Consider the following 20,787-nt stretch of genomic DNA (forward strand, 5'->3'; position numbering starts at 1 on the left):
ATGAGGGCGTGAGGAATTTGCAAAACGCCTGTCTGATATAGTTTTCGGCTTAACTTGACACCAATGGCAAGATGCCCATCCCACAAAACTAGCAAAATCATCCCGCAAATATGCAACGCCAAAGATCCCCAGTACCGCAAGGCGGAAGTCAAAAGGGACGCATAGTTATGCGTCCCTAAAGCAAATTGCTGTAAACCTTTAGAAAGTGAAAGTTGTTCTCAGCGTACCGATAATTGCATCATCGTTATTGCTGTTTTGACCAGGAGAGGTCAACCAGATTACACCAGGGGTAATTGAGATGTTATCTGACACGCGATATTTGTAAAAGCCTTCAAAGTGATAAGGTATATCATTACCAGTACCAGCAAAAACTCCTCCTCGGTTACGGGCATAAGGTTCTGCACCAGCAAAAATACCTAAAACGTTACCCTTTTTACCAAGGTCAGGTAAGGCTACCCCAAGACCGTAGCTCCAAGCTTCATAATCATCATCAGCACCAACGCCTGTGACATCGTGGTAAGAAATGAAGCCACTAATTGACAGTTTGTCACTGGGTTTGAAAGCTGCGGACACACCATAGGAATTACTGGAAGATGCGTTTAGGAGGGTGTTAGCTTGATTAGTACCTACGACGCGGATAGTGCCAGGCAAACCACTACCTCCATCAAATAAACCGATACTTCCAGCACCATTATAACCGTGAACGTAGGTAGCACCTATAGATAAGCGATCGCCAACACTAAAGTTCAACTGTCCAAGAGCTGCATAGTTACCCTCTAACAAACCTTGATTTGCCCCAGGATCATTAGCATTTGACGCCAAGTAGCCTATAGTCAATGAAGGTTTGAAAAAACTGCCACTACTACCAAAGGGTAAAGTCAGTGCTGCACCTGCACCACCACCAATGCGATAAATCGGACTTTCAGAAGCAAAGGTAGACAAGGCACCATTACCACCATCAAAATCCTCAAAGTAAGGGTTGTTAGTGGGCACATAATCGCTATGAATACCTCCGGTGCCCGCAAAGTAAACTTGGGCTGGCCCGATGGGTACGTAATAGGCTAGCCAGTCTATAATTACACCGTTGTTACCAGTACTACCGATTTGAAAAGTTTGTGTACCTTCAACAGTATTAATAGGAAGACCAGCATTATCCACCTGATTAAAGGCTAGTGCATTACCGGCTGCAAGACGGGTGTGTAAAACGTCTTTACCCGTAAAGCTGGTTTGCAAGTCTAAACGTACCCTATCTTGGAAGACAGTATTATTCGCATCGCCAGTATTATTGCCAAAAATATCAGTAACGGCAAAAATAGCTTCACCCACCAATTTTGTGGTAGTGGAAAACTGATTGGCTTCTAGTTCAGCAGTCCGTGCTTCTACAGAATCTACTCGACCACGCAGAGTTGCCAGTTCTGCCGAGAATTCCTCTTGCAAACGCTGGAGAGTCGCCAAATCCTGTTTTGTTACCAAGTCAGCAGTTGCTGTCGCAATCAGTTCATTAACTCGATCTAAACAAGCATTCAAACCTGCGGCAAACTCATAACGAGTCAGTGCCCGATTGCCACGGTAAGTAGAATTTGGGTATCCTGCAATACAACCGTAGCGCTCAACCAGGGATTGCAAAGCTTGGAATGCCCAATCAGTGGGCTGTACATCAGAAAATTGAGAAACTGATGTGACTTGAGACAGTGAATTCTGGTTCTTGCCTTCGTTGCTGTAGCGATTAACCTCTTCTAAAACCTTATTTTCATCAGTCTTTTGAGCAACCAATTGCTGATTAACTTTTGGTTGCTCTGTTTGAATGAATATTGAAGCATTAGCAGCTATTGGCTTTGTATCTTCAGAAGAGCTTGCTACTTCAGCAGCAGCCATAGCCTTAGCGGAAACCAACACCGTCACTCCCAAAACTACTGGACTTAGTACCAGAGTTTTCCACAATAGATGAGACATTTTTATTTTCCTTTTCCAAAAAATAACCAAAATCAGTTGGTTCAAGAAAAAGAGAACAAGTGATTATTCTACTTGTTGGGAATCTTATCAGATTGCTGTTACCTAAGCTATATATCTAAAAAAATTTTTCCAGATCGGGAATTGTCAAGTTTTGCAGATATCTTATTTGCCAAAGGTTGAGTTTATAATAAGGGAATTTTGGTCGTTTTTGTGCTATTTATGGACTTTAGCTTCTTGTTTTTAACCCTGATTTGCGGTAGTTGCTTTTTATCTTTAAATTTATTCCTGAATCAAGAAAGTGTATTTCTATATGGGGTTTTGCTGATAAATTAGTAATTATTGATTATTAATTATTTTGAACCTCCACCCTGCCGAATGTCGGATAAATCAATACTGTTCAGTTAAGCCCAAAATCCTTAGTAAAGACACAAAATTTTACTTCTTACCGCTGCACTAACGCGTCTCTACAGGTTGAAAATCAGTACCCAAAATCTTTATCCAAGGGGATTTGGATATAAATGCTTAGTGTAAATAATCTTTAATAGTAGCCAGTTTTGTGTCGGGATAGGCTATCCTCAAACACATCTCCATCCTTATTTAAGTCTTTGATTCAGGCAGATAGTTTTTCATAACTATCAGCAGTTGTTGCTTCTAATCCCAGAATGGGATACACATCTGGTTCAGATGTTCCATGTATCGTCAGAAGTAGAGCGTCGATTAAGGCTTTGGCTTTAAGCAGGGTTTCTTGAAACTCCATCTCCGGCTCAGAAAGGGCTATAATTCCGCCACCGATACCAATGGAGGTTTGATTGGGAGTCAAAACAGCAGTCCGAATCACAATATTCAAATCGGCTGAACCATTCAACCCCAAAAAACCGATCGCACCTGAATACACTCCCCGCGCCTCTTGTTCTAAGCGATCGATAATTTGCATGGTGCGGATTTTCGGCGCACCAGTCATCGATCCTCCAGGAAATGCAGTTCGCACGCAATCCACCGCTTGTAAATCCGAACGTAACCGCCCGCGTACTGTTGTCACCAACTGATGTACTGTTGGGTATGTTTCCACATCCATTAATTTTGGTACGTGGATGCTACCAATTTCACAAACTCGTCCCAAATCATTGCGTAACAGATCGACAATCATCAGATTTTCAGCCCGGTCTTTTTCGCTGTTGCGTAGCTTCTCACGGAGAACGAAATCGGCTTCGGGGGTTTCTCCTCGTGGTAGCGTTCCCTTAATAGGCTTAGTTTCTACCCAACCTTGGCGATCGATCCGTAGAAACCTTTCTGGAGATGAGCAGGCGATCGCTACGCTCGCCGCAGGCATCGCAATTTCACCAAAGCGTAAAAATGCAGAATAAGGAGCCGGATTGATTTTACGTAATGTGCGATAGAACGTCAATGGGTCAGGGGTTGCATCAGTGTAAAGCTGATTTGTCAGGCAAACTTGATAAGTTTCTCCTTCGTGAATTTCGTCTAAGCATTGCTGAATATCTTGAATGTAATTTTGGTAAGTGCGACTCAAACGGAACTTAACAGGCTGACAATTTTCTTGGGGTACAACAGAAAAAAGAGGATCTAGAGTTTCGAGTTGTTGTTGGATAGTATCAAACCAAGTTTCTAGCTGTTCTGTTTGTCCTTTTTTAATTAATTGCAACAAATAAAGACACTGTTCTTGATGATCGATCGCAATCATGCGATCGCAAAGTAAGAAAATTGCATCAGGTAATGGTGAAGAATGCACCAATGACGAGCCACACTCCGCCTTGAGTTCATAGCCAAAATAGCCAACAAATCCACAGTTAAAATCAAAAGGTAACTCATCAGATTGACAAAATCGGCAGTCTATTTCTCGCTTCAAATACTCAAAAATACTTTCGGTGCGACGAGTCACTGTATCTGATTGTGTAATGATGATTTCTTGCGTTTGGGTATGATATCGCACCAATAAACTGTTTGCTCCGCTGCCATCACCCATAAACGAGAAGCGAGATAGACCAAGTTCTACACGGCTGCTATCTAGCCAAAAAGCGTTTGCTGCATCCCCAAACAGCTGTACAAATATTTGTTCTGTATTTGGGCAGATATCTAACTTGCGCGTATACAATTCAAATTTTTCTTCCTGTTTTTGACATGGCTTATCCATAACAGGAGTAACAGATTCATATCCCATCCAATACTGTTTTTCTGGACTTCTTGACTCTGCCAAAAGGCTTTCAGACCCCGCCCCTCCTGCCTCCCCCTCCTGCCTCCTGCCTCCTGCCTCCTGCCTCCTTAACGATTTCTCTGTAAATTGCAGCGTAATATCTCGAAAGTTTTCTAGTAATTTTTGCCCATATTCTGTACAAATAGACTCTGGGTGAAACTGCACACCCCAAAAAGGTAGATAGCGATGACGCAATCCCATCACCAATCCTTCTTCAGTCCAAGCAATTTTTTCTAGACACTCAGGTAGTTCATCAGCAACTAATAATGAGTGATAACGCACCACAGAAAACTGATTAGGAATACCTTGAAATAATTCTGAATTATTATGATCAATTTTACTGAGTCTGCCGTGTCGAACTTCCGGTGCGTGAATCACTCTTGCACCATGTAGGTAGCCAAGTCCTTGATGCCCCAGACAAACTCCCAACAAGGGTACATCCACATTCTCAATTATTTGCCGACAGACTCCAAAATCTTCTGACCTTTCTGGACGACCGGGACCAGGTGAAATCACAATGTTGTCAAATGCAATTTCTTTCAATTCATCCCAATTAAGCTGATCGTTATAAATTACTAGAGGTAGTTCCCCATTTACCTCGGCAATCATCTGGTAAAGATTAAATGTATATGAGTCATAGTTATCAATAATTAGCGTTTGCATACATAGTCAATTAGCTAGCACATATAGCAATCCGATTTGATTTCTGAATCACTCGTAGAGGTAAGGGACTGGGTACTGGGGACTGGGGACTGGGAAGAAGGAATAAAGGTGTACTGAGTTTTGTTCAAAAATCAAATATGAGTCCTATAGAAGGTTTTTGCATCTAGAATAGCACCTAGATCATAACAATTCTATGTGAGGCTGTGCTTTATTCATCTAGAGGCAATTCATGAATTGCCCCTAGATGTTGTAATTTGGTTTGCTATAGGCGCGTCTTCAAAAAGAAAGGGTTTCAGAACATTTTCCCGGATGAATGATAGCTTGTTTGCTAAAGGTCGCATTTATACGAGAATTTCGCTCGATTTTGTGCCATTTCTAGACTTTACCTTCTTGTTTTTAACCCTGATTTGTGGTACGTCTTTTTTGTCTTTGTAAAAGTAACAGATTTCCACTAGAGTTGGCCATATTTCTAGAGAACCGTGAAATTGGCTAATGACATCATCGATAATTCTGGAAACGTTTTGCTTAAAAAAGTCTGGTTCAAATCCATAAAATACTCTCGATAAATTCTCAGCAAATAATTGAAGAGACAGTTTACGTTCTTCATTCTGGGCAGATATTGAGGCTTTGATTACCTGTCTGTAGATAGCAGCGATTTTTCCAGGATTTCCTCAGAATCTTGTAAAGTGACTTCGCCAGAGTAATCAAATTTGATTCCCAAATCATCAAGATGATAAACACTACTTTTAAGTCATCCTTGCAGGCAAAGCTGCTGGCCGCTGTTGAGAGAGAGTACAACCTTGCGTGGAGACAGCCAAAGTAAAATTGATTCTTAATGTAACAATTCAATCTAGTGCCTGATCTTTTTTTAAAGTTTTACGCTCTCTTCGTTTAAGGAAGATAACTTAATCCGCCGACTTTCACGCGATAGTGGTACTAAAACTGGGGCTTGACTTTGAGCATTGCTTTCTTTAAAGCTTTCCACCACCTTAGATAATTCTGCAATTGTCGAAGCTTCAAATACGCTACGCAAAGGCAACTCTATGTGTAAGGCGTCGCGCACTCTAGAGACAAGCTGAGTTGCCAGTAATGAATGACCCCCTAATTTAAAGAAATTATCATAAATTCCTACGCTCTTAAGTCCCAAAACTTCAACAAAAATTTTCACCAGCACTTGTTCAACAGGAGTTCGAGGTGCGATGTAATTTTCAGGCAATTGGGGCTTGATTCCATTATGGAATGCTCTTAAGGCGCGGCGATTGACTTTACCATTAGCTGTTAGAGGTAAAGACTCCAATACTACAAAACCTGATGGCATCATATATTCAGGCAGTTTTTGTGCTATGTAAGTCTGCAACTGCGGCACTAACTTATGCGCTGCTTTGGTTTGTAGGGGATTATTGGCGTAAGATTGCCAGGGACGAGAAAGAGCCGTGCTATAGGGAAAAATAGTTCTTTTACCTACTTCGTCTTGTCGTACAAAAACTACATCATAATGTCCTTCAGTACTTGAATGTGACCAGGTAATATTAACGCTATAAGGTACGTTCAGCGCATAGAAATCTTCTGGATCTACTCCGAAATTTTCTAGTTCTTGCAAAGCTTTACGTATTTGACCTACAGTTTTAAAACCTTTTACGTCTGATAGCCATTCTGCTGTTTTAATTGCTGACATCAGCCGCGCATTAGGTACATTGATAATGCTTAATATTTCTGGCTTATTCTCAATTAATAACTGGCGCACTGCTGAGACTGTTAGATTATTTTCAGACCAGTTCAGCAGTGAATAATTTCCAGTATTACTAACAATTTCGGCACTAATATGAAGAATCACATTGTAACGAAACTCAGTTAATTCATTGTGATGTTTACCCCGCATCAGTTGAATTTGGACATGATTGATTTGCGGAAAGCGTTGCTTGATTGCAGTAAAAAAAGCTGGATCAATAACTAACTCTGTTTCTTGAAATATTTGCCTTTGTATCCGTTGTTGCAACTCGAAGCAGGTAAGGGAAGGTTCAGCTTGATACAGTTGGACTGAAGCATGGAAAGCTTGCAAGAGTGGCAAACTACGTACATCCCCTATGAAGATAAAGCCACCTGGAGCAGTTGCCTGCACAGCACCTTCTAATACACTAATCAGATAATCAATAGTAGGAAAATATTGTACAACCGAGTTCAGAATTACTGCATCAAAAGCTGCTGTTTCTACTTTCTCGAAGTCAGTAGCCATTTGCTGATACAGTGTTACCTGCGGCATTTCTTGTTTTTGTAGCTGTTGCTGAATGCAGTTAAGTGAAACTGAGGAAAAGTCTGTTCCCCAATATTTAGTGCAGTAAGGTGCAATTCTAAATAGAATCAAGCCTGTTCCACAACCAATTTCTAACACTCGTTTGGGTTGCAAAGCCAAAATCTGCTCGGCTTGGTTATCCACCCACTCACGCATCTGCTCTGCTGGAATAGGCTGATTTGTGTAACTACTATTCCAGCCGACAAAATTGAATGTAGCATCTGAATCAGTAGATTGATTATAAGTTTCGTTATACAGCATCTGCCATTGCAAAACCTGCTCATTCTGCAATTGCATTAATTGCAAATTCTCCTGTTCGTTACTGTATTCAGTTTTTGGTACTATATAAGCTACTAGACGCTTTTCCTGTTCATCCTCACGAGTTATTACTACAGTTTGCTGCACTGCTGGATGCTGACTCAGTACCGCTTCAATTTCTCCCAACTCAATACGATAGCCACGAATTTTTACCTGATCGTCGAGGCGACCTAAAAATTCAATGTTGCCATCTACTCGATAGCGAACTAAATCACCTGTTTTATAAAGTCGCGCTTTTAAATTATTAGTAAAAGAATGATAAATGAAAGATTCAGCAGTTAAGTCAGGATGGTTTAAATAACCTCGTGCTAACCCATCACCGCTTATGTATAACTCTCCCGGAACGCCAATAGGTACTGGTTGTAAATGTTTATCTAATATATAAAGTTTTGTATTGGCGATGGCTACGCCCGCCGCAGGCATCGCACAACCAATTACAGGTGCTAAATTACCTTTATTCTTAACAGAAACATATCCCGAAGTTGTAACAACTGTGTTCTCAGTTGGTCCATAATTATTAAATACTTGAAAAGAATAGTCAGCTAAAGGATATTGATTTAGTTTGTCTCCACCTGTGAGCAATATTCGTAAAGCTGCGTTCTGAGGAAAATCTAATAATAGAACTTTCTCTGCTAAAGGTGTTGGTATAAAACAAATTGTTATCGCTTTTGATACTAGCCAATCTCGGAGATAGTCAGGCGATCGCCTGGTTTCATCATCTACAAAATAAATGCTTGCCCCAATACTAAGATAAGGCCAAATTTCCCAACCGCAAGCGTCAAAGGCAACTCCAGAAATCTGCGTTGCTCGATCAAGGGGTGAAACTGCAAACGCTTTTTGATGCCAAAATACTAAATTTAACAATCCTCTATGTTCAATTTTAACCCCTTTAGGTTTTCCAGTTGAGCCAGAGGTATAAATGACATAAGCGAGGTTATCTACTGTAACTTTACTAGTAAGATTATCTTCAATCTCTTGAGAAATAATCTCCCAATCTTTATCTAAACAGATTATTTGTGAACTATAGTTTTTCAGGCGTTCAAGCCATCGCTCATGAGTTAATAAAATTGAGACTTGAGCATCTTCAAACATAAAGTTTAAACGTTCAGATGGATAGCTTGGATCTAAAGGTACATAAGCTCCACCTGCTTTCAGTATGCCCAACATCCCGATTATCATATTAAAAGAGCGTTCTACAAAAAGTCCTACTAAAACTTCGGTTTTAACTCCTAACTTTTTTAGATAATGTGCAAGTTGATTACTGCGTATATTTAACTCTTTGTAACTGAGTTTATCATCGTCAAATACTAGTGCAGTTGCATCAGAATTCTGTTCTGCAACGCTCTCAAATAACTGATGTATACATTTATATTGAGGATAATCTAACTCAGTATTATTCCATTTAACTAATAAATCATATAGCTCAGATTCGCTTAAAAATGGTAATTGTCCAATTCGGTCTTCTGGATTTGCAACTATACCCTCCAGTAATATTTGGAAGTGTCCTAGCATCCTCGTGATAGTAACGTCATCAAATAAATCAGTGCTATAAATTACAAAACCACTAATTCCTTCTGAGCTATCTGCCCATAACCCATTTTGAGTATTTGGCTCCCACAAGTGGAACTCCAAATCAAAGCGCGTTGTTTCCGTTTCAAATGGTAGCGGACTTAAAGTTAAATTAGGTAAATCTAAGGCTGTCATCGGCGCATTTTGGAGCGCAAAAACAACTTGGAATAGCGGATTTTGATTCAAATTACGCTCTGGATGCAGTTCTTCTACAAGTTTTTCAAAAGGTAAATCTTGATGGCTGTATGCTCCTAAAGCTACCTCTTTAACTCGACTCAATAGTTCCTGAAAAGTTGGGTTTCCTGATAGATCGGTACGCAGTACTAAGCTATTGACAAAAAAACCAATTAATCCCTCAATTTCACTACGGTTGCGATTGGCAATAGGTGAACCAATAGCAATATCTTCTTGTTGTGTGTAGCGGTAAAGTAAAACTTGGAATGCTGCTAGGAGGGTTATGAATAAAGTTACCCCTTCTTGTTGTCCGAGAGCTAAAAGTGCTTTGCTCAAACTTTTTGATAATTGCAGAGGTTGCCTTGCACCCTGATAAGTTTGAACAGCTAATCTTGGTCTGTCGGTTGGCAGATTTAGCATAGAAATGCCGTCTAATTGCTTCTGCCAGTAACTCAGTTGCTTTTTTAATACTTCCCCTTGCAACCATTGGCGTTGCCAGTATGCAAAGTCTGCATATTGGATTCTAAGTTTCGGTAGAGGAGAAGGCTGATTGCTGGCAAAGGCTGTGTAGAGTGCTGCTATCTCTTGAATCAGCACCCCAATAGACCAACCATCGGAGACAATGTGGTGCATAGTCAGCAGCAGGATGTATTGTGTCTCATCTAACCACAGCAGTTTTACTTGCAGCAACGAATCAGTTGATAAATTGAAAGGACGTTGAGCTTCTTGTGTAGTGAGTCGTCGTGCTTGTATTTCTCGTTCGGCTTGTGGCAGTTGCCGTAAATCTATTATTGGTAAAGGTATTGTTAGGGTAGGATTAATTACCTGAACTGGTTGCCCTTTTTGTACGACAATAGTGGTGCGTAAAGCTTCATGTCGTTGCACGATTTCGTTAAAAGTTTGCTCTAGCGCGGCTAATTTGAGCGAACCTGTTAAATGTAGTGCTAGTGGAATGTTATAGAAAGGATTATTAGGGATTAATTGGTCAAGAAACCACAGCCGTTGTTGAGCAAAGGAGAGGGGCAGATTTCCTGACCGCGAAATAGGTGCGAGAGGTTTAAAACTGTGGTTATTAGTACGATTAGATGCTTCTAAAAATTCAATAATTTCTGCTTTACGCTCTTGAATTTCTGCACGCAGTTCTGGGGTAATAATTCCTTCAGGGGCGTTGCAGCGAAACTTTTCACCATCAATAAAAACTTGAATATCTAAGCTGCGAAGATAAGTTAAAAACTCAACCGTATTCAAAATTAAACCCCTTCGCAAGTATTGTTATTTATTAGAAGTTAGGAGGCAGCTATGCTGTAGAAATATTGCTTGTGCCATAAGGTTTTTAACATTTTTTAACTGGATAGTTCTTTTTGCCAAGCTGCACTGCTTATTACCTAACCCAGCATTTTTATCACACTTCTAAGACTGTATAAATCATTCCTGGGAATGAAACTTGGATGATTATAACTATGGTATGAAGCTAAAAGACAGCGCAGCGAACAAGGTATCGCAAGGTTTAGGCTCATGATATTCATGCCTGTGGCGAGCGATCGCATGAAAGCAGAATTGCCTTACTCTGAAAGAGTCACCCTAAAACCAGGTGGACACATGGCATTGATGGAACAAAACCAACAGTTTGCTGAAGCAGTCAGCACAAAAAGTGCTGACTGCTTATAGCTGGGATCGCTACTGAAGCTTATTTAAAGGCAGATGTACTTAGTACAGTTTTGCGTAAAAGCGTAGCGTTTTCAAGGCAGGGGAACACATTAACAATACAAGCCGATGCATTAACAATGCGACCGACGCATTAATTGCCATTGCAGGGTATTGCCAAATTTAATTCGCTACGAATTAGGGAACTCCAAGAAATAAATTATCCAATCTTGTGGGGTGGGCATCTTGCCATTGGTGTAAACTTAATGTGAAACCCGCTTGGTGACAACGTTTTGCCCTCACCCCCAGCCCCTCTCCCATCCGTGAGAGGGGAGCTAGACATTCAATTCCCCTTCTCCCTTGGGAGAAGGGGTTAGGGGATGAGGGCGTGAGGGATTTGCAAAACGCCTGTCCGACATAGTTTTCGGCTTAAGTTTACACCAATGGCATCTTGCCCGCCCAGTTTATATGGCGGGCAAGATGCCCACCCAACAATCAATAGTTGAATATTTTTTTATTTGGAAGTCCCTTAAGGAAGTGCTGTACTTAGCACCTTTTGATTAGTTCCAAAGTAAAGTTCGCCCAATTCTTCCAAAAAAACATCGGTCTGCGATTCTGGATTAAGGAAGTAGGGATGGATGGGAAGGAGTTCAGCGCGAGGGCGGGTTTCTGATGAAGACACAATCTGCTCAAGCAAAGTCAGGTAGTTTTCAGCAGTAGATTCCCAAGTGTACTTCTTCAGTACTCGTTGTTGACCAGCCTGGGCAAAAGACTCCCACTCCTTAGCATCACATAGCAACCGCTCCAAGCCCCGTGCAATATCAGCAGAATCTTCTGGGTCAACAAGTACGCCATATTCCTTATTTCCCTGTCGGAAGCTCTCGCTGGGGCCACCGTTCTTGGTTGCTACCACTGGTAAACCTGCAACTGCTGCTTCTAAGGGAGCAAGCCCAAAAGGTTCGTAGAGTGCGGTCAGTGCGAACACCGAGCGGCGTTTAACCATAAACCGATAGGCTGCTGCCAGTGACTCTTGAGACTGATCTGACAAGCCAAAGGCACTCACCTTGCCCCACAAGTCATTTTCTTTGATAACTTCCCGAATGGGAGCTAATACCTCTTCAGCTATGCCATCACTAGTTTCCTCTCGTAAAGGATCGTCCAGCCCTCCTGTAAGTACGACCAAGTTAGCTCGTTCCTGAAGTGTTGGACTGATTGCGAAGGCTTGCACTAGCCCTAATATATTTTTTTTAAGTTCTAATCGACTGGATGCTAGGATAACGGGCAAATCTCGACGTGGTTCTGCAATATCCCGTGCCAATCGCTCCTGAATGAACTGGTAAGTAGCCTCCTCGTTTTCGTAACGCGCTTTTGCACCGAAAATCGAGAAATCTGCTCCCGGTGGAATCACTGCAAAGCGGTTGTCGTTGTTTACATCCACTGCGCCACTGTAGACTCGATGAGAATACTGTTCAAAACGTTCTTGTCGCGTACTGGTGATATTAATAGCCGAGCGATTCATGCTCAGGCGTTCGGCTAAAATGCGATATCTGAAATTAAATTGCTCGTCTATTCCTGTGAGATTTTCTGGGGTGGCTTCCAATTTGTCTATCTTTTGAGCGCCGAGAGAATGAGCAGTAAAGGTAAAAGGTATACCTGTCTCCTCTTCAATTAGAACGCCACACAGTCCTCCATCAGCGTAGTGAGCAGTCATAGCATCGGGTAAGCCACCCTCTTGTTGATAAAATTTCAATATGTTGGGTATCCAATCACTAACCAGATGAGGCCATAGCAACTCTTTAGAGAGAAATTCTTTTGGCCCAGCTGGTAAGCGGATAATGCGGACATTATCGATCCCTGGATAAGTGTCAATCGCTTCGGCAAACTCTGGCCACTCCGGGTCAATAATTTGACGGGTGAGAATATCAACTTTATGACCCATTTGAGCTATGGCTATGGCGACTTGCTTAACGTAGACCAGCTGACCCCCAAAATCTGGGTGTTTTGTGATGTGGCTATTGCCTGAATCAAAATTGCCTTGAGGGTTGAGAAATCCAATATGCATAGCCCACTTCCTAATACAGGTTGATTTCTACTAGAGGTTTTTGCCTGAAGACGGCAGCAGAACACCTTAGCGAGCTTGTTAAAAACTCCCAAGACTGAAAAACACAAGGCACTGAGGCTGTACATAAACGCCATCAAAAAGCAAGCTTTTCCACATGACGGGAAAAGTCAGTTTAGATTAAACCCAGCCAATTCGCGCATTTTCCTAATGCTTAAGTTAATCGCTACTGCGGCTCGTGCACATATATCGGATGGCATAAATGGTATAGCGATCGCTAACTTAGGGGTTTCTCAAAATTCCACCTCTTCTCGTTGAATTTCCGTAGTTTCAGTCTTATCTATACCTTTTGCTGTCCAATAGATTGTGTCAACATATCTAGATAGTTGTTCTACAGTCGGTGCTTCAAATAAGTTGCGTACAGGCAAATCTATTTGGAAGGTGTCGCGGATACGGGAAGTTAGCTGAGTCGCGAGGAGAGAATGACCGCCCAATTCAAAGAAATTGTCATGGATGCCTACTTGCTCTTTCCCCAAGACTTTAGCCCAAATTTGGGCAAGTAACTTTTCAACTTGCGATCGCGGTGCCACATAATCTTGATTATTGAAAGAAATTGTATCAGGCATGGGTAAAGCACGCCGATCCACTTTGCCATTATGTGTTAGAGGTAGAGATTCCAGTATCACGTACGCACTTGGCACCATGTATTCTGGTAACTTTTCTTTGAGGAATTGACGAAGTAAGGATGCAAAGCCTTGCACCTCTTGCATCGCTATCTGTTCCTGGTTGAGAACAACATAAGCTACCAAGTACTTATCATCAGGTACATCCTCACCAACAATGACAACAGTTTCTCTCACTGCTGGATGTTGATTCAACACCGCTTCAATCTCTGACAACTCAATGCGGAAGCCACGAATCTTTACTTGATTGTCAATGCGACCTAAAAATTCAATATTTCCATCTGGTAAATAGCGGGCTAAATCACCCGTTTTATAAAGGCGTGTTTTTAATTTATTACTAAAAGTATGAGTACTAAAGTGTTCAGCAGTTAATTCAGTTCGATTGAGATATTCTCGCGCCAACCCCTCCCCACCCATATATAATTCGCCAGTAACGCCAATAGGTACAGGTTGTAAATGGGCATCTAATATATAAGTTTGTGTGTTTGTAATGGGACGACCAATAGGAAAAGATGTGGCTAATGGTAAATCTTGTACGTAATAATAAGAAGAAAATGTTGTATTCTCTGTAGGCCCATAAACATGAATTAAATGCTTTGGCACACCATATTTAATAATCTTTTTAACCCATCTTTTATCAACAGTCTCGCCACCAAACAGTAAATATCGCAATGAAGTAAAAGCTTGTGGAACATCTCTGGCAATCTGTTGAAATAATGCCGTAGTCAAAAACAGAATATTGATACCTTTTTCTCGTAGTTGTAATGCAAATTCGGGAGGCGAGAGGGTTACATCTTTAGTAATTCCCACAAGTTGAGCGCCGTTAAGCAGCGCTCCCCATATCTCGAATGTAGCTGCATCAAAAGAAGCGTTTGAGGCTTGGGCGACTTTATCAGATGGTAATAAATTTATATAGTTCGCATTGCACACTAACCGATTTACAGCTTTGTGAGGTACAGCAACTCCCTTGGGTTTTCCTGTAGAACCAGAGGTGTAAATAACATAAGCTAAATTATCACTATTTAAATCGCTTTCGGGATTGTCTTGCTTTTCTTGGGTAATAATTTCCCAGTCTTTATCTATAGAAATAATTGGCTTTGAGAAACCTTCAAAATGCTTGAGCAAGTTTTCTTGTGTCAGCAACACTGAAACTTGTGCATCTTCAAGCATAAAATTTAGACGCTCTTGAGGATAACTTGGGTCTAATGGAACATACGTTCCCCCTGCTTTAAGAATACCCAACAAACCAACGATCATTTCTATAGACTGTGAGATACAAATACCGACTAAAACTTCTGAACATACTCCGCTTTTTTGTAAGTGGTGTGCTAGTTTATTGCTGCGAGTATTCAACTCTTGATAAGTCAGTTGCTCGTTAGCAAAGTTTACTGCTATAGAATCAGGATACTGCTGTACCTTTTCTTCAAACAATTGATGGATACACTTATCTTGAGGATAATCTGCTTGGGTGTTATTCCATTCTACCAATACCTGATGTAGCTCCACTTCACTTAATAACGGTAAATTTGCAATTCGTTCTTCTGGATTTGCAACAATAGCTGACAACAAAGTTTTAAAATGTTCCACCATCCGGCTAATAGTAGCTTTATCAAATAAATCTGTGTTGTAAACCATTACGCCTCGCAGACCTTCAGAATACTCCCAGTTTCCGCCCCATAAGCTCCTAAAATCCTCAGAACACTTCCACAGATGCAGTTCCAAATCAAAACGCGTTTTTTTGATGTCAATATTCATAAAGCTAGGTACTAATCCAGGTAGTTCTAGCGCTGACATTGGCGCATTCTGAAAACCAAACACTACTTGAAATAGTGGATGATGGCTCAAGTTACGCTCTGGATGTAGTTCTTCAACTAACTTTTCAAACGGCAAATCTTGGTGGCTGTATGCTCCTAACGTTACTTCCCGTACTCTGCCTAGTAGTTCTCGAAAAGTAGGGTTTCCAGATAAGTTGCTACGTAGCACTAAACTATTGACAAAAAAACCAATTATGCCTTCAATTTCGCTGTGGTTACGGTTAGCAATTGGCGAACCTACCGCGATATCTTCTTGGTGTGTATAGCGATAAAGTAATGTTTGAAATGCCGCCAGCAATGTCATAAATAAGGTCACACCTTCTTGCTGTGACAGCTTTTCTAGTGCATCAATTAGCTTGAGGGGTAATTCTAGAAATTGTGTTGATCCTTGATAGCTTTGTATAGCTGGCCTTGGTTTGTCAGTAGGCAGATGCAGTATGGAAATATCGTTTAATTGCTCCCGCCAGTAAGCTAACTGGGTTTGGAGTACTTCTCCTTGCAGCCACTCGCGCTGCCAATGAGCAAAATCGGCATATTGAAGAGGCAGTTCTAATAGAGGAGAAGGCTGGTTTTGTGCAAAAGCTGCGTACAGCGTTCCCAGTTCCCGAATCAGTACCCCCATAGACCAATCGTCGCAGATAATGTGGTGCATATTCAGTAATAGAATATGTTCTGTCTTGGAAAGGACGAGGAGTGTTACTCGCAGCAATGGCCCGGAGGATAAATCAAAAGGACGTTCTATCTCTGCGGTAATAATGGACTTTGCTTTAACCTCTTGTTCATCATCTGGCAATTGCTGGAGGTCTAATACAGAAAGAGGTATTGTTAAGCTGGGTGCGATCGCCTGTAGGGGTTGCCCATCCGACACAATAAATGTTGTGCGTAAGGTTTCGTGGCGAAGTACAATTTCGTTAAAAGTCTGTTCTAGTGCGGCTAATTTCAGCGAACCGGTCAAACGAATTACTGTCGGCACATTGTAGATACCATTGTCGGGGATCAACTGGTCGAGAAACCATAATCGCTGTTGAGCAAAAGATGCTGGAAAGACGAAGACCTCTTCAGAAGACATATAGTAACCCTAAATCATTCGTGAAAATCTCTCTTTATTCTCTCTGCGTTCTCTGCGCCTCTGCGGTTCGTTATAAAAAATTATTTTTCCCAAATCAGATAGGATTGCTATATTGATCCATCCTTATTTTAAAGTTTGCGCTTTCTCAATACAGGCTCTTAGCTGTGCAGCGAGAACTTGGATATGGGGTTTTCTCAGCATAGTTAAGTGATTACCAGGAATATGATGAATTTCCGTTCCTCCCACAATTATTTGATCCCAACCCATACTCGGATCTTCCTTGACAATGCTTGATTGAACCTTTGTTCTGAAAAGATTAATTCGTTTAGGGTAGGCTTGCGGAACGTAGTTGAGAACTGCTTGGCTATTGGCATAAAAAACACGAAGCATTGGACGAATTGCTAACTCGCTTAAAAGTCTTAACTTGGATTCTTCAGGTATAACGTTAACCGTGGCATCCTCTTTACGGATGAAGTGAGAGAAGAGATTTGTTTGGAGCGATCGCGTTAGCGACTCCCAAACAGAATTTTGCACAATTTTATTAAAATTAGTCAACCCAGAAGTTAAACTGTTAATTCGATTCTTAGCGATCGCAATAATTAGATAAAAATAATCGAGGAAAAAGGGCCATATATATCGCGCCACTGTCGTCAGCATAAACTTGAAACCACTACCCAAAGAAGGTATATTACCTGGAATTGGTGCTAAAGTGTCAAGCACAGCAAGTAAAGCCACTTCTTCCCCAGACTTTTGGAGTTGTTGAGCCATTTCAAAAGCAACCCAACCTCCAAAAGACCAACCTCCTAAAAAATAAGGGCCTTTAGGCTGCACTCTACGCAATGCTTCAATGTAGTGGGTAGCCATATCTTCAATGCGAGTTAATGGAGAACTTTTTCCGTCAAGTCCAATGGGTTGTAGCCCATAAAATGGTTGATGTTTTCCCAAATTCTGAGCTAATTCGTAATAAGGGAAAACAACACCAAAAATTGGATGGACGCAGAAGAAAGCTGGATTTGAACCAGCAGGTTGAATCGGAACTAAGGGAGACCACGGGAGAGAATCTGCTTTTGAGGATAGAGCAGTTGCTAAACTTTCAATTGTCGGATTTAAAAATAAGGTAGATAACGGTAATTCGTTCTCAAACTGCTTGTGTATTTGCTTCAGGAGGCGTACAGTTAACAGCGAATCTCCTCCCAAGTCGAAAAAGTTATCGTAAATACCCACACGCTCTATATTAAGCACTTCAGCCCAAATTTTTGCTAAGGTTGACTCGGTTGGAGTCCGAGGGGCGATAAATGCTTTATCTATTAAGCCGCTAGCCGCACTGTCGAGTTCAGTTAGCGCCAAACGATCCACTTTACCACTAGCTGTTAACGGCAGAGAATCTAGCATTACAAAGGCTTTTGGGATCGTGTATTCTGGTAATTTTTCTTTTAAGAATTTACGTAGTAGTGATGAGAAATTTTGCGTCTCTATATTGGGAACAATATAGGCCACCAAGTACTTATCACCAGATACGTTTTCTTTAACAATTACTACTGCTTTTTGCACACTCTGATGCTGACTCAGGACTGTTTCGATTTCTGACAACTCAATGCGGAATCCACGAATTTTTACTTGATTATCGATGCGTCCTAAAAATTCAATATTACCGTCGGGACGATACCGAGCTAAATCACCCGTCTTGTAAAGTCGCGCTCCCTTTTTATCAATAAAAGTATTAGGAATAAAGTTTTCAATAGTTAATTCGGGGCGATTAAGATAGCCTTGTGCCAATCCCTTACCACTTATGTATAATTCGCCAATAATTCCAATTGGTAAAGGTTGTAAATGTTTATCTAATATATAAATTTTAGTATTAGCAATAGGGCGACCAATGGGCGGTTTTTCACTCATAGTACTAATCTCGGCAACGGTTGACCAAACTGTTGCTTCAGTAGGTCCGTAAGCATTAAAAAACCGACGCTGAGAGTTCCACCAACGTTTTACAATATCATCGGTACAGGATTCGCCTGCACAAATAATAGTTTGCAATGCCGGAAGTGATTCTATAGGTAAGACTGCTAACACTGCTGGCGGAAGGGTGACGTGAGTAATAGCTTTTTCGCGCAATAATTTGAGCAAAGTTTGTCCGGGTAAAAGGGATTCTTTGTTTGCTAAATAAAGAGTTGCTCCTGTTTGTAGTGCCATGACAATCTCAAAAATTGAGGCATCGAAACTTAATGATGCGAATTGCAGAATTCGGTTACTCGGTTGTAAGTTGAAAATTTCAATCTGAGCTTTTGCTAAGTTTGACAATCCTTGATGTTGGAGTAAAACACCTTTAGGTTTTCCTGTTGAGCCAGAGGTGTAGATAACATAAGCTAGGTTATCAGATTTTACACAACTGGTTGGGTTTTCTTTGCTGTATTGTGTAATAGTTGCCCAATCTTTATCTATGCAAATAATTTGATTCGAGAAGTCTTCAAAATGCTTGAGCAACTTTTCTTGTGTCAGCAATACTGAAACTTGTGCATCTTCTAGCATGAAGTCAAGACGCTCTGGAGGTAGGCTCGGATCTAAAGGAAGGTATGCCCCTCCAGCTTTGAGGATGCCTAATAGTGCGACGATCGCTTCTGGGGAACGCTCTACGCAAATAGCTACTAAAACGTCAGGGACTACCCCCAATTTTTTCAGATAATGTGCAAGTTGGTTGCTGCGTATATTTAACTCTTTGTAGCTGAGTTGTTCATCGTCAAAGACTAGTGCGTTCGCGGAGCGTGCGTTTAACGCAATCGCATCGGGAGTTTCCTGCACCTGCGCTTCAAATAACTGATGAAAACACTTGTTCTCTGGATAGTCTCGTTTAGTGTCATTCCAATCAATTAATAACTCTTGTCGTTCTTGCACAGTAAGCAAAGACAAATCTGAAATCCGCTGTTCTGGATTGGCAACAATGCTTTCTAGCAGCGTTTGGAAATGTCCCAGCATTCGCGTAATGGTTTTGTCATCAAATAAATCGGTGCTATAAACCATTTGTCCTTTCAAACTTTCCAAGTCTTGCCACAAATGGAATTCTAAATCAAGTTTTGCAGTTTTGCTATCGAATTCAAATAGCGAAAGCGTTAACCCAGGTAATTCTAGAGTTTCGATAGGAGTGTTTTGTAGGCTAAATACAACCTGAAAAAAAGGATGATAGCTCAAATCTCGCTCTGGGTGAAGTTCCTCCACCAATTTTTCAAAAGGCAAGTCTTGATGGCTGTATGCTCCTAAAGTTACCTCTCGGACTCGATTTAATAATTCTCGAAACGTCAGGTTCCCTGAGAAATCTGTACGTAACACCAAGCTATTGACAAAAAAACCAATTAATCCTTCTAGTTCGCTACGATTGCGATTAGCAATAGGTGAACCAACTGCAATATCCTCTTGCTGCGTGTAGCGATAGAGCAAAGTCTGAAACGCTGCCAGCATTGTCATGAACAAGGTAACGCCTTCTTGGGAACTCAGTGCCTCTAGCGCTTGAGTTAAGGTGTGTGGTAGCTCTAAAAATTGTTTTGCACCCCGGTAGCTAGGAACTGCTGGTCTTAGTCGGTCGGTGGGGAGATTCAATACCGAAATCCCGTTTAATTGCTTTTGCCAATAAACTAACTGGCTTTGTAGGGGCGAGGTGCCGTTTGCTGCCACTCCTTGTAGCCACTCCCGTTGCCATTGAGCGAAATCTGCATATTGAATGGGTAGTTCTGGTAGAAGCGTAGATACGGAATAACTAGTCGTCAGACATCGCTTATCCCCTGCTAAGGCTTTGTATAATACCCCCAATTCTTTAATTAGCACTCCAATTGACCAGCCATCGGCAACTATGTGATGTAGATTTAGCAGCAGCAGATATTCTGCTTCATCCAGTTGCAGCAGCTTTACTCGCAGTAATGGGCCAGTGGTGAGATTGAAAGGATGTTGAGCCTCTTGGGTTACGATTTGCTGCACTCGTGTGTCGCGTTCTGGGCTGTCGAAATTGCGTAGGTCTATTAAGGGAAGAGGTATGGTTAAGCTAGGTGCGTTAGCGCAGCTCTCCGCAGGAATCGCCTGTACTAGTTGCTGCTCTACCATAACAAATCTAGTACGTAACGTTTCGTGGCGACGTACAATTTCGTTGAATGTCTGCTTTAAGGCGCTGAAGTTGAGGGAACCTGTCAGGTGAAGTGCTGTTGACACGTTGTAAAATGGAATCCCCGGTGCTAACTGGTCGAGAAACCACAATCGCTGCTGGGCGAAAGAAGTGGGAAAAACGAAAACCTCTGCTTCCTCAGAAAAATTAAGTTCTTCATCATCTGTGAGACTACTGGAAATATACTGGCTCATAAGT

The 20,787-nt window shown here is 41.4% G+C and carries 7 protein-coding genes; 1 reads left to right on the top strand and 6 read right to left on the bottom strand.

The features are described from left to right. Positions 1-198: 198 nt before the first annotated feature. The 3 genes from CDG76_RS02570 to CDG76_RS02585 form a co-directional block, all read right to left on the bottom strand. Positions 199-1,953: an iron uptake porin gene (locus CDG76_RS02570; protein WP_094347503.1), complete on the bottom strand. Its 1,755-nt coding sequence runs from the start codon at positions 1,951-1,953 to the stop codon at positions 199-201. A gap of 610 nt (positions 1,954-2,563) precedes the next feature. Beyond that, complete coding sequence (gene pabB / locus CDG76_RS02575) at positions 2,564-4,825, bottom strand: aminodeoxychorismate synthase component I (protein ID WP_094347504.1); 2,262 nt, start codon at positions 4,823-4,825, stop codon at positions 2,564-2,566. 868 nt (positions 4,826-5,693) lie between these two features. Next, entirely contained in the window at positions 5,694-10,424 is a 4,731-nt protein-coding gene (locus CDG76_RS02585; protein ID WP_094347922.1) for a non-ribosomal peptide synthetase, read from the bottom strand. Positions 10,425-10,691: 267 nt separating this feature from the next. Between CDG76_RS02585 and CDG76_RS35745 the strand changes: the two genes are divergently transcribed. Further along, positions 10,692-10,844: an alpha/beta fold hydrolase gene (locus tag CDG76_RS35745; protein WP_223265105.1), complete on the top strand. Its 153-nt coding sequence runs from the start codon at positions 10,692-10,694 to the stop codon at positions 10,842-10,844. Positions 10,845-11,349: 505 nt separating this feature from the next. On the opposite strand, the gene CDG76_RS02590 is transcribed toward CDG76_RS35745, so the two are convergent. The 3 genes from CDG76_RS02590 to CDG76_RS02605 form a co-directional block, all read right to left on the bottom strand. Next, positions 11,350-12,882 carry a glycosyltransferase gene (locus tag CDG76_RS02590; protein WP_094347505.1) on the bottom strand — a complete coding sequence of 511 codons (1,533 nt, stop codon included), beginning with the start codon at positions 12,880-12,882 and terminating at the stop codon, positions 11,350-11,352. 290 nt (positions 12,883-13,172) lie between these two features. Beyond that, complete coding sequence (locus CDG76_RS02600; RefSeq protein ID WP_094347507.1) at positions 13,173-16,445, bottom strand: non-ribosomal peptide synthetase; 3,273 nt, start codon at positions 16,443-16,445, stop codon at positions 13,173-13,175. Between the two features lie 123 nt (positions 16,446-16,568). Then, on the bottom strand, positions 16,569-20,783 hold the full coding sequence (locus CDG76_RS02605; protein ID WP_094347508.1) for a non-ribosomal peptide synthetase: 4,215 nt from the start codon (positions 20,781-20,783) through the stop codon (positions 16,569-16,571). Between the last annotated feature and the right edge of the window lie 4 nt (positions 20,784-20,787).

The organism is Nostoc sp. 'Peltigera membranacea cyanobiont' 210A (genome assembly GCF_002246015.1).
GTDB lineage: Bacteria > Cyanobacteriota > Cyanobacteriia > Cyanobacteriales > Nostocaceae > Nostoc.

Coding starts and splice junctions, on each gene's coding strand:
- CDG76_RS02570 (WP_094347503.1), bottom strand. CDS start 1,953: ATGTCTCATCTATTGTGGAAAACTCTGGTACTAAGTCCAGTAGTTTTG.
- CDG76_RS02590 (WP_094347505.1), bottom strand. CDS start 12,882: ATGCATATTGGATTTCTCAACCCTCAAGGCAATTTTGATTCAGGCAAT.
- pabB (WP_094347504.1), bottom strand. CDS start 4,825: ATGCAAACGCTAATTATTGATAACTATGACTCATATACATTTAATCTT.
- CDG76_RS02600 (WP_094347507.1), bottom strand. CDS start 16,445: ATGTCTTCTGAAGAGGTCTTCGTCTTTCCAGCATCTTTTGCTCAACAG.
- CDG76_RS02605 (WP_094347508.1), bottom strand. CDS start 20,783: ATGAGCCAGTATATTTCCAGTAGTCTCACAGATGATGAAGAACTTAAT.
- CDG76_RS35745 (WP_223265105.1), top strand. CDS start 10,692: ATGATATTCATGCCTGTGGCGAGCGATCGCATGAAAGCAGAATTGCCT.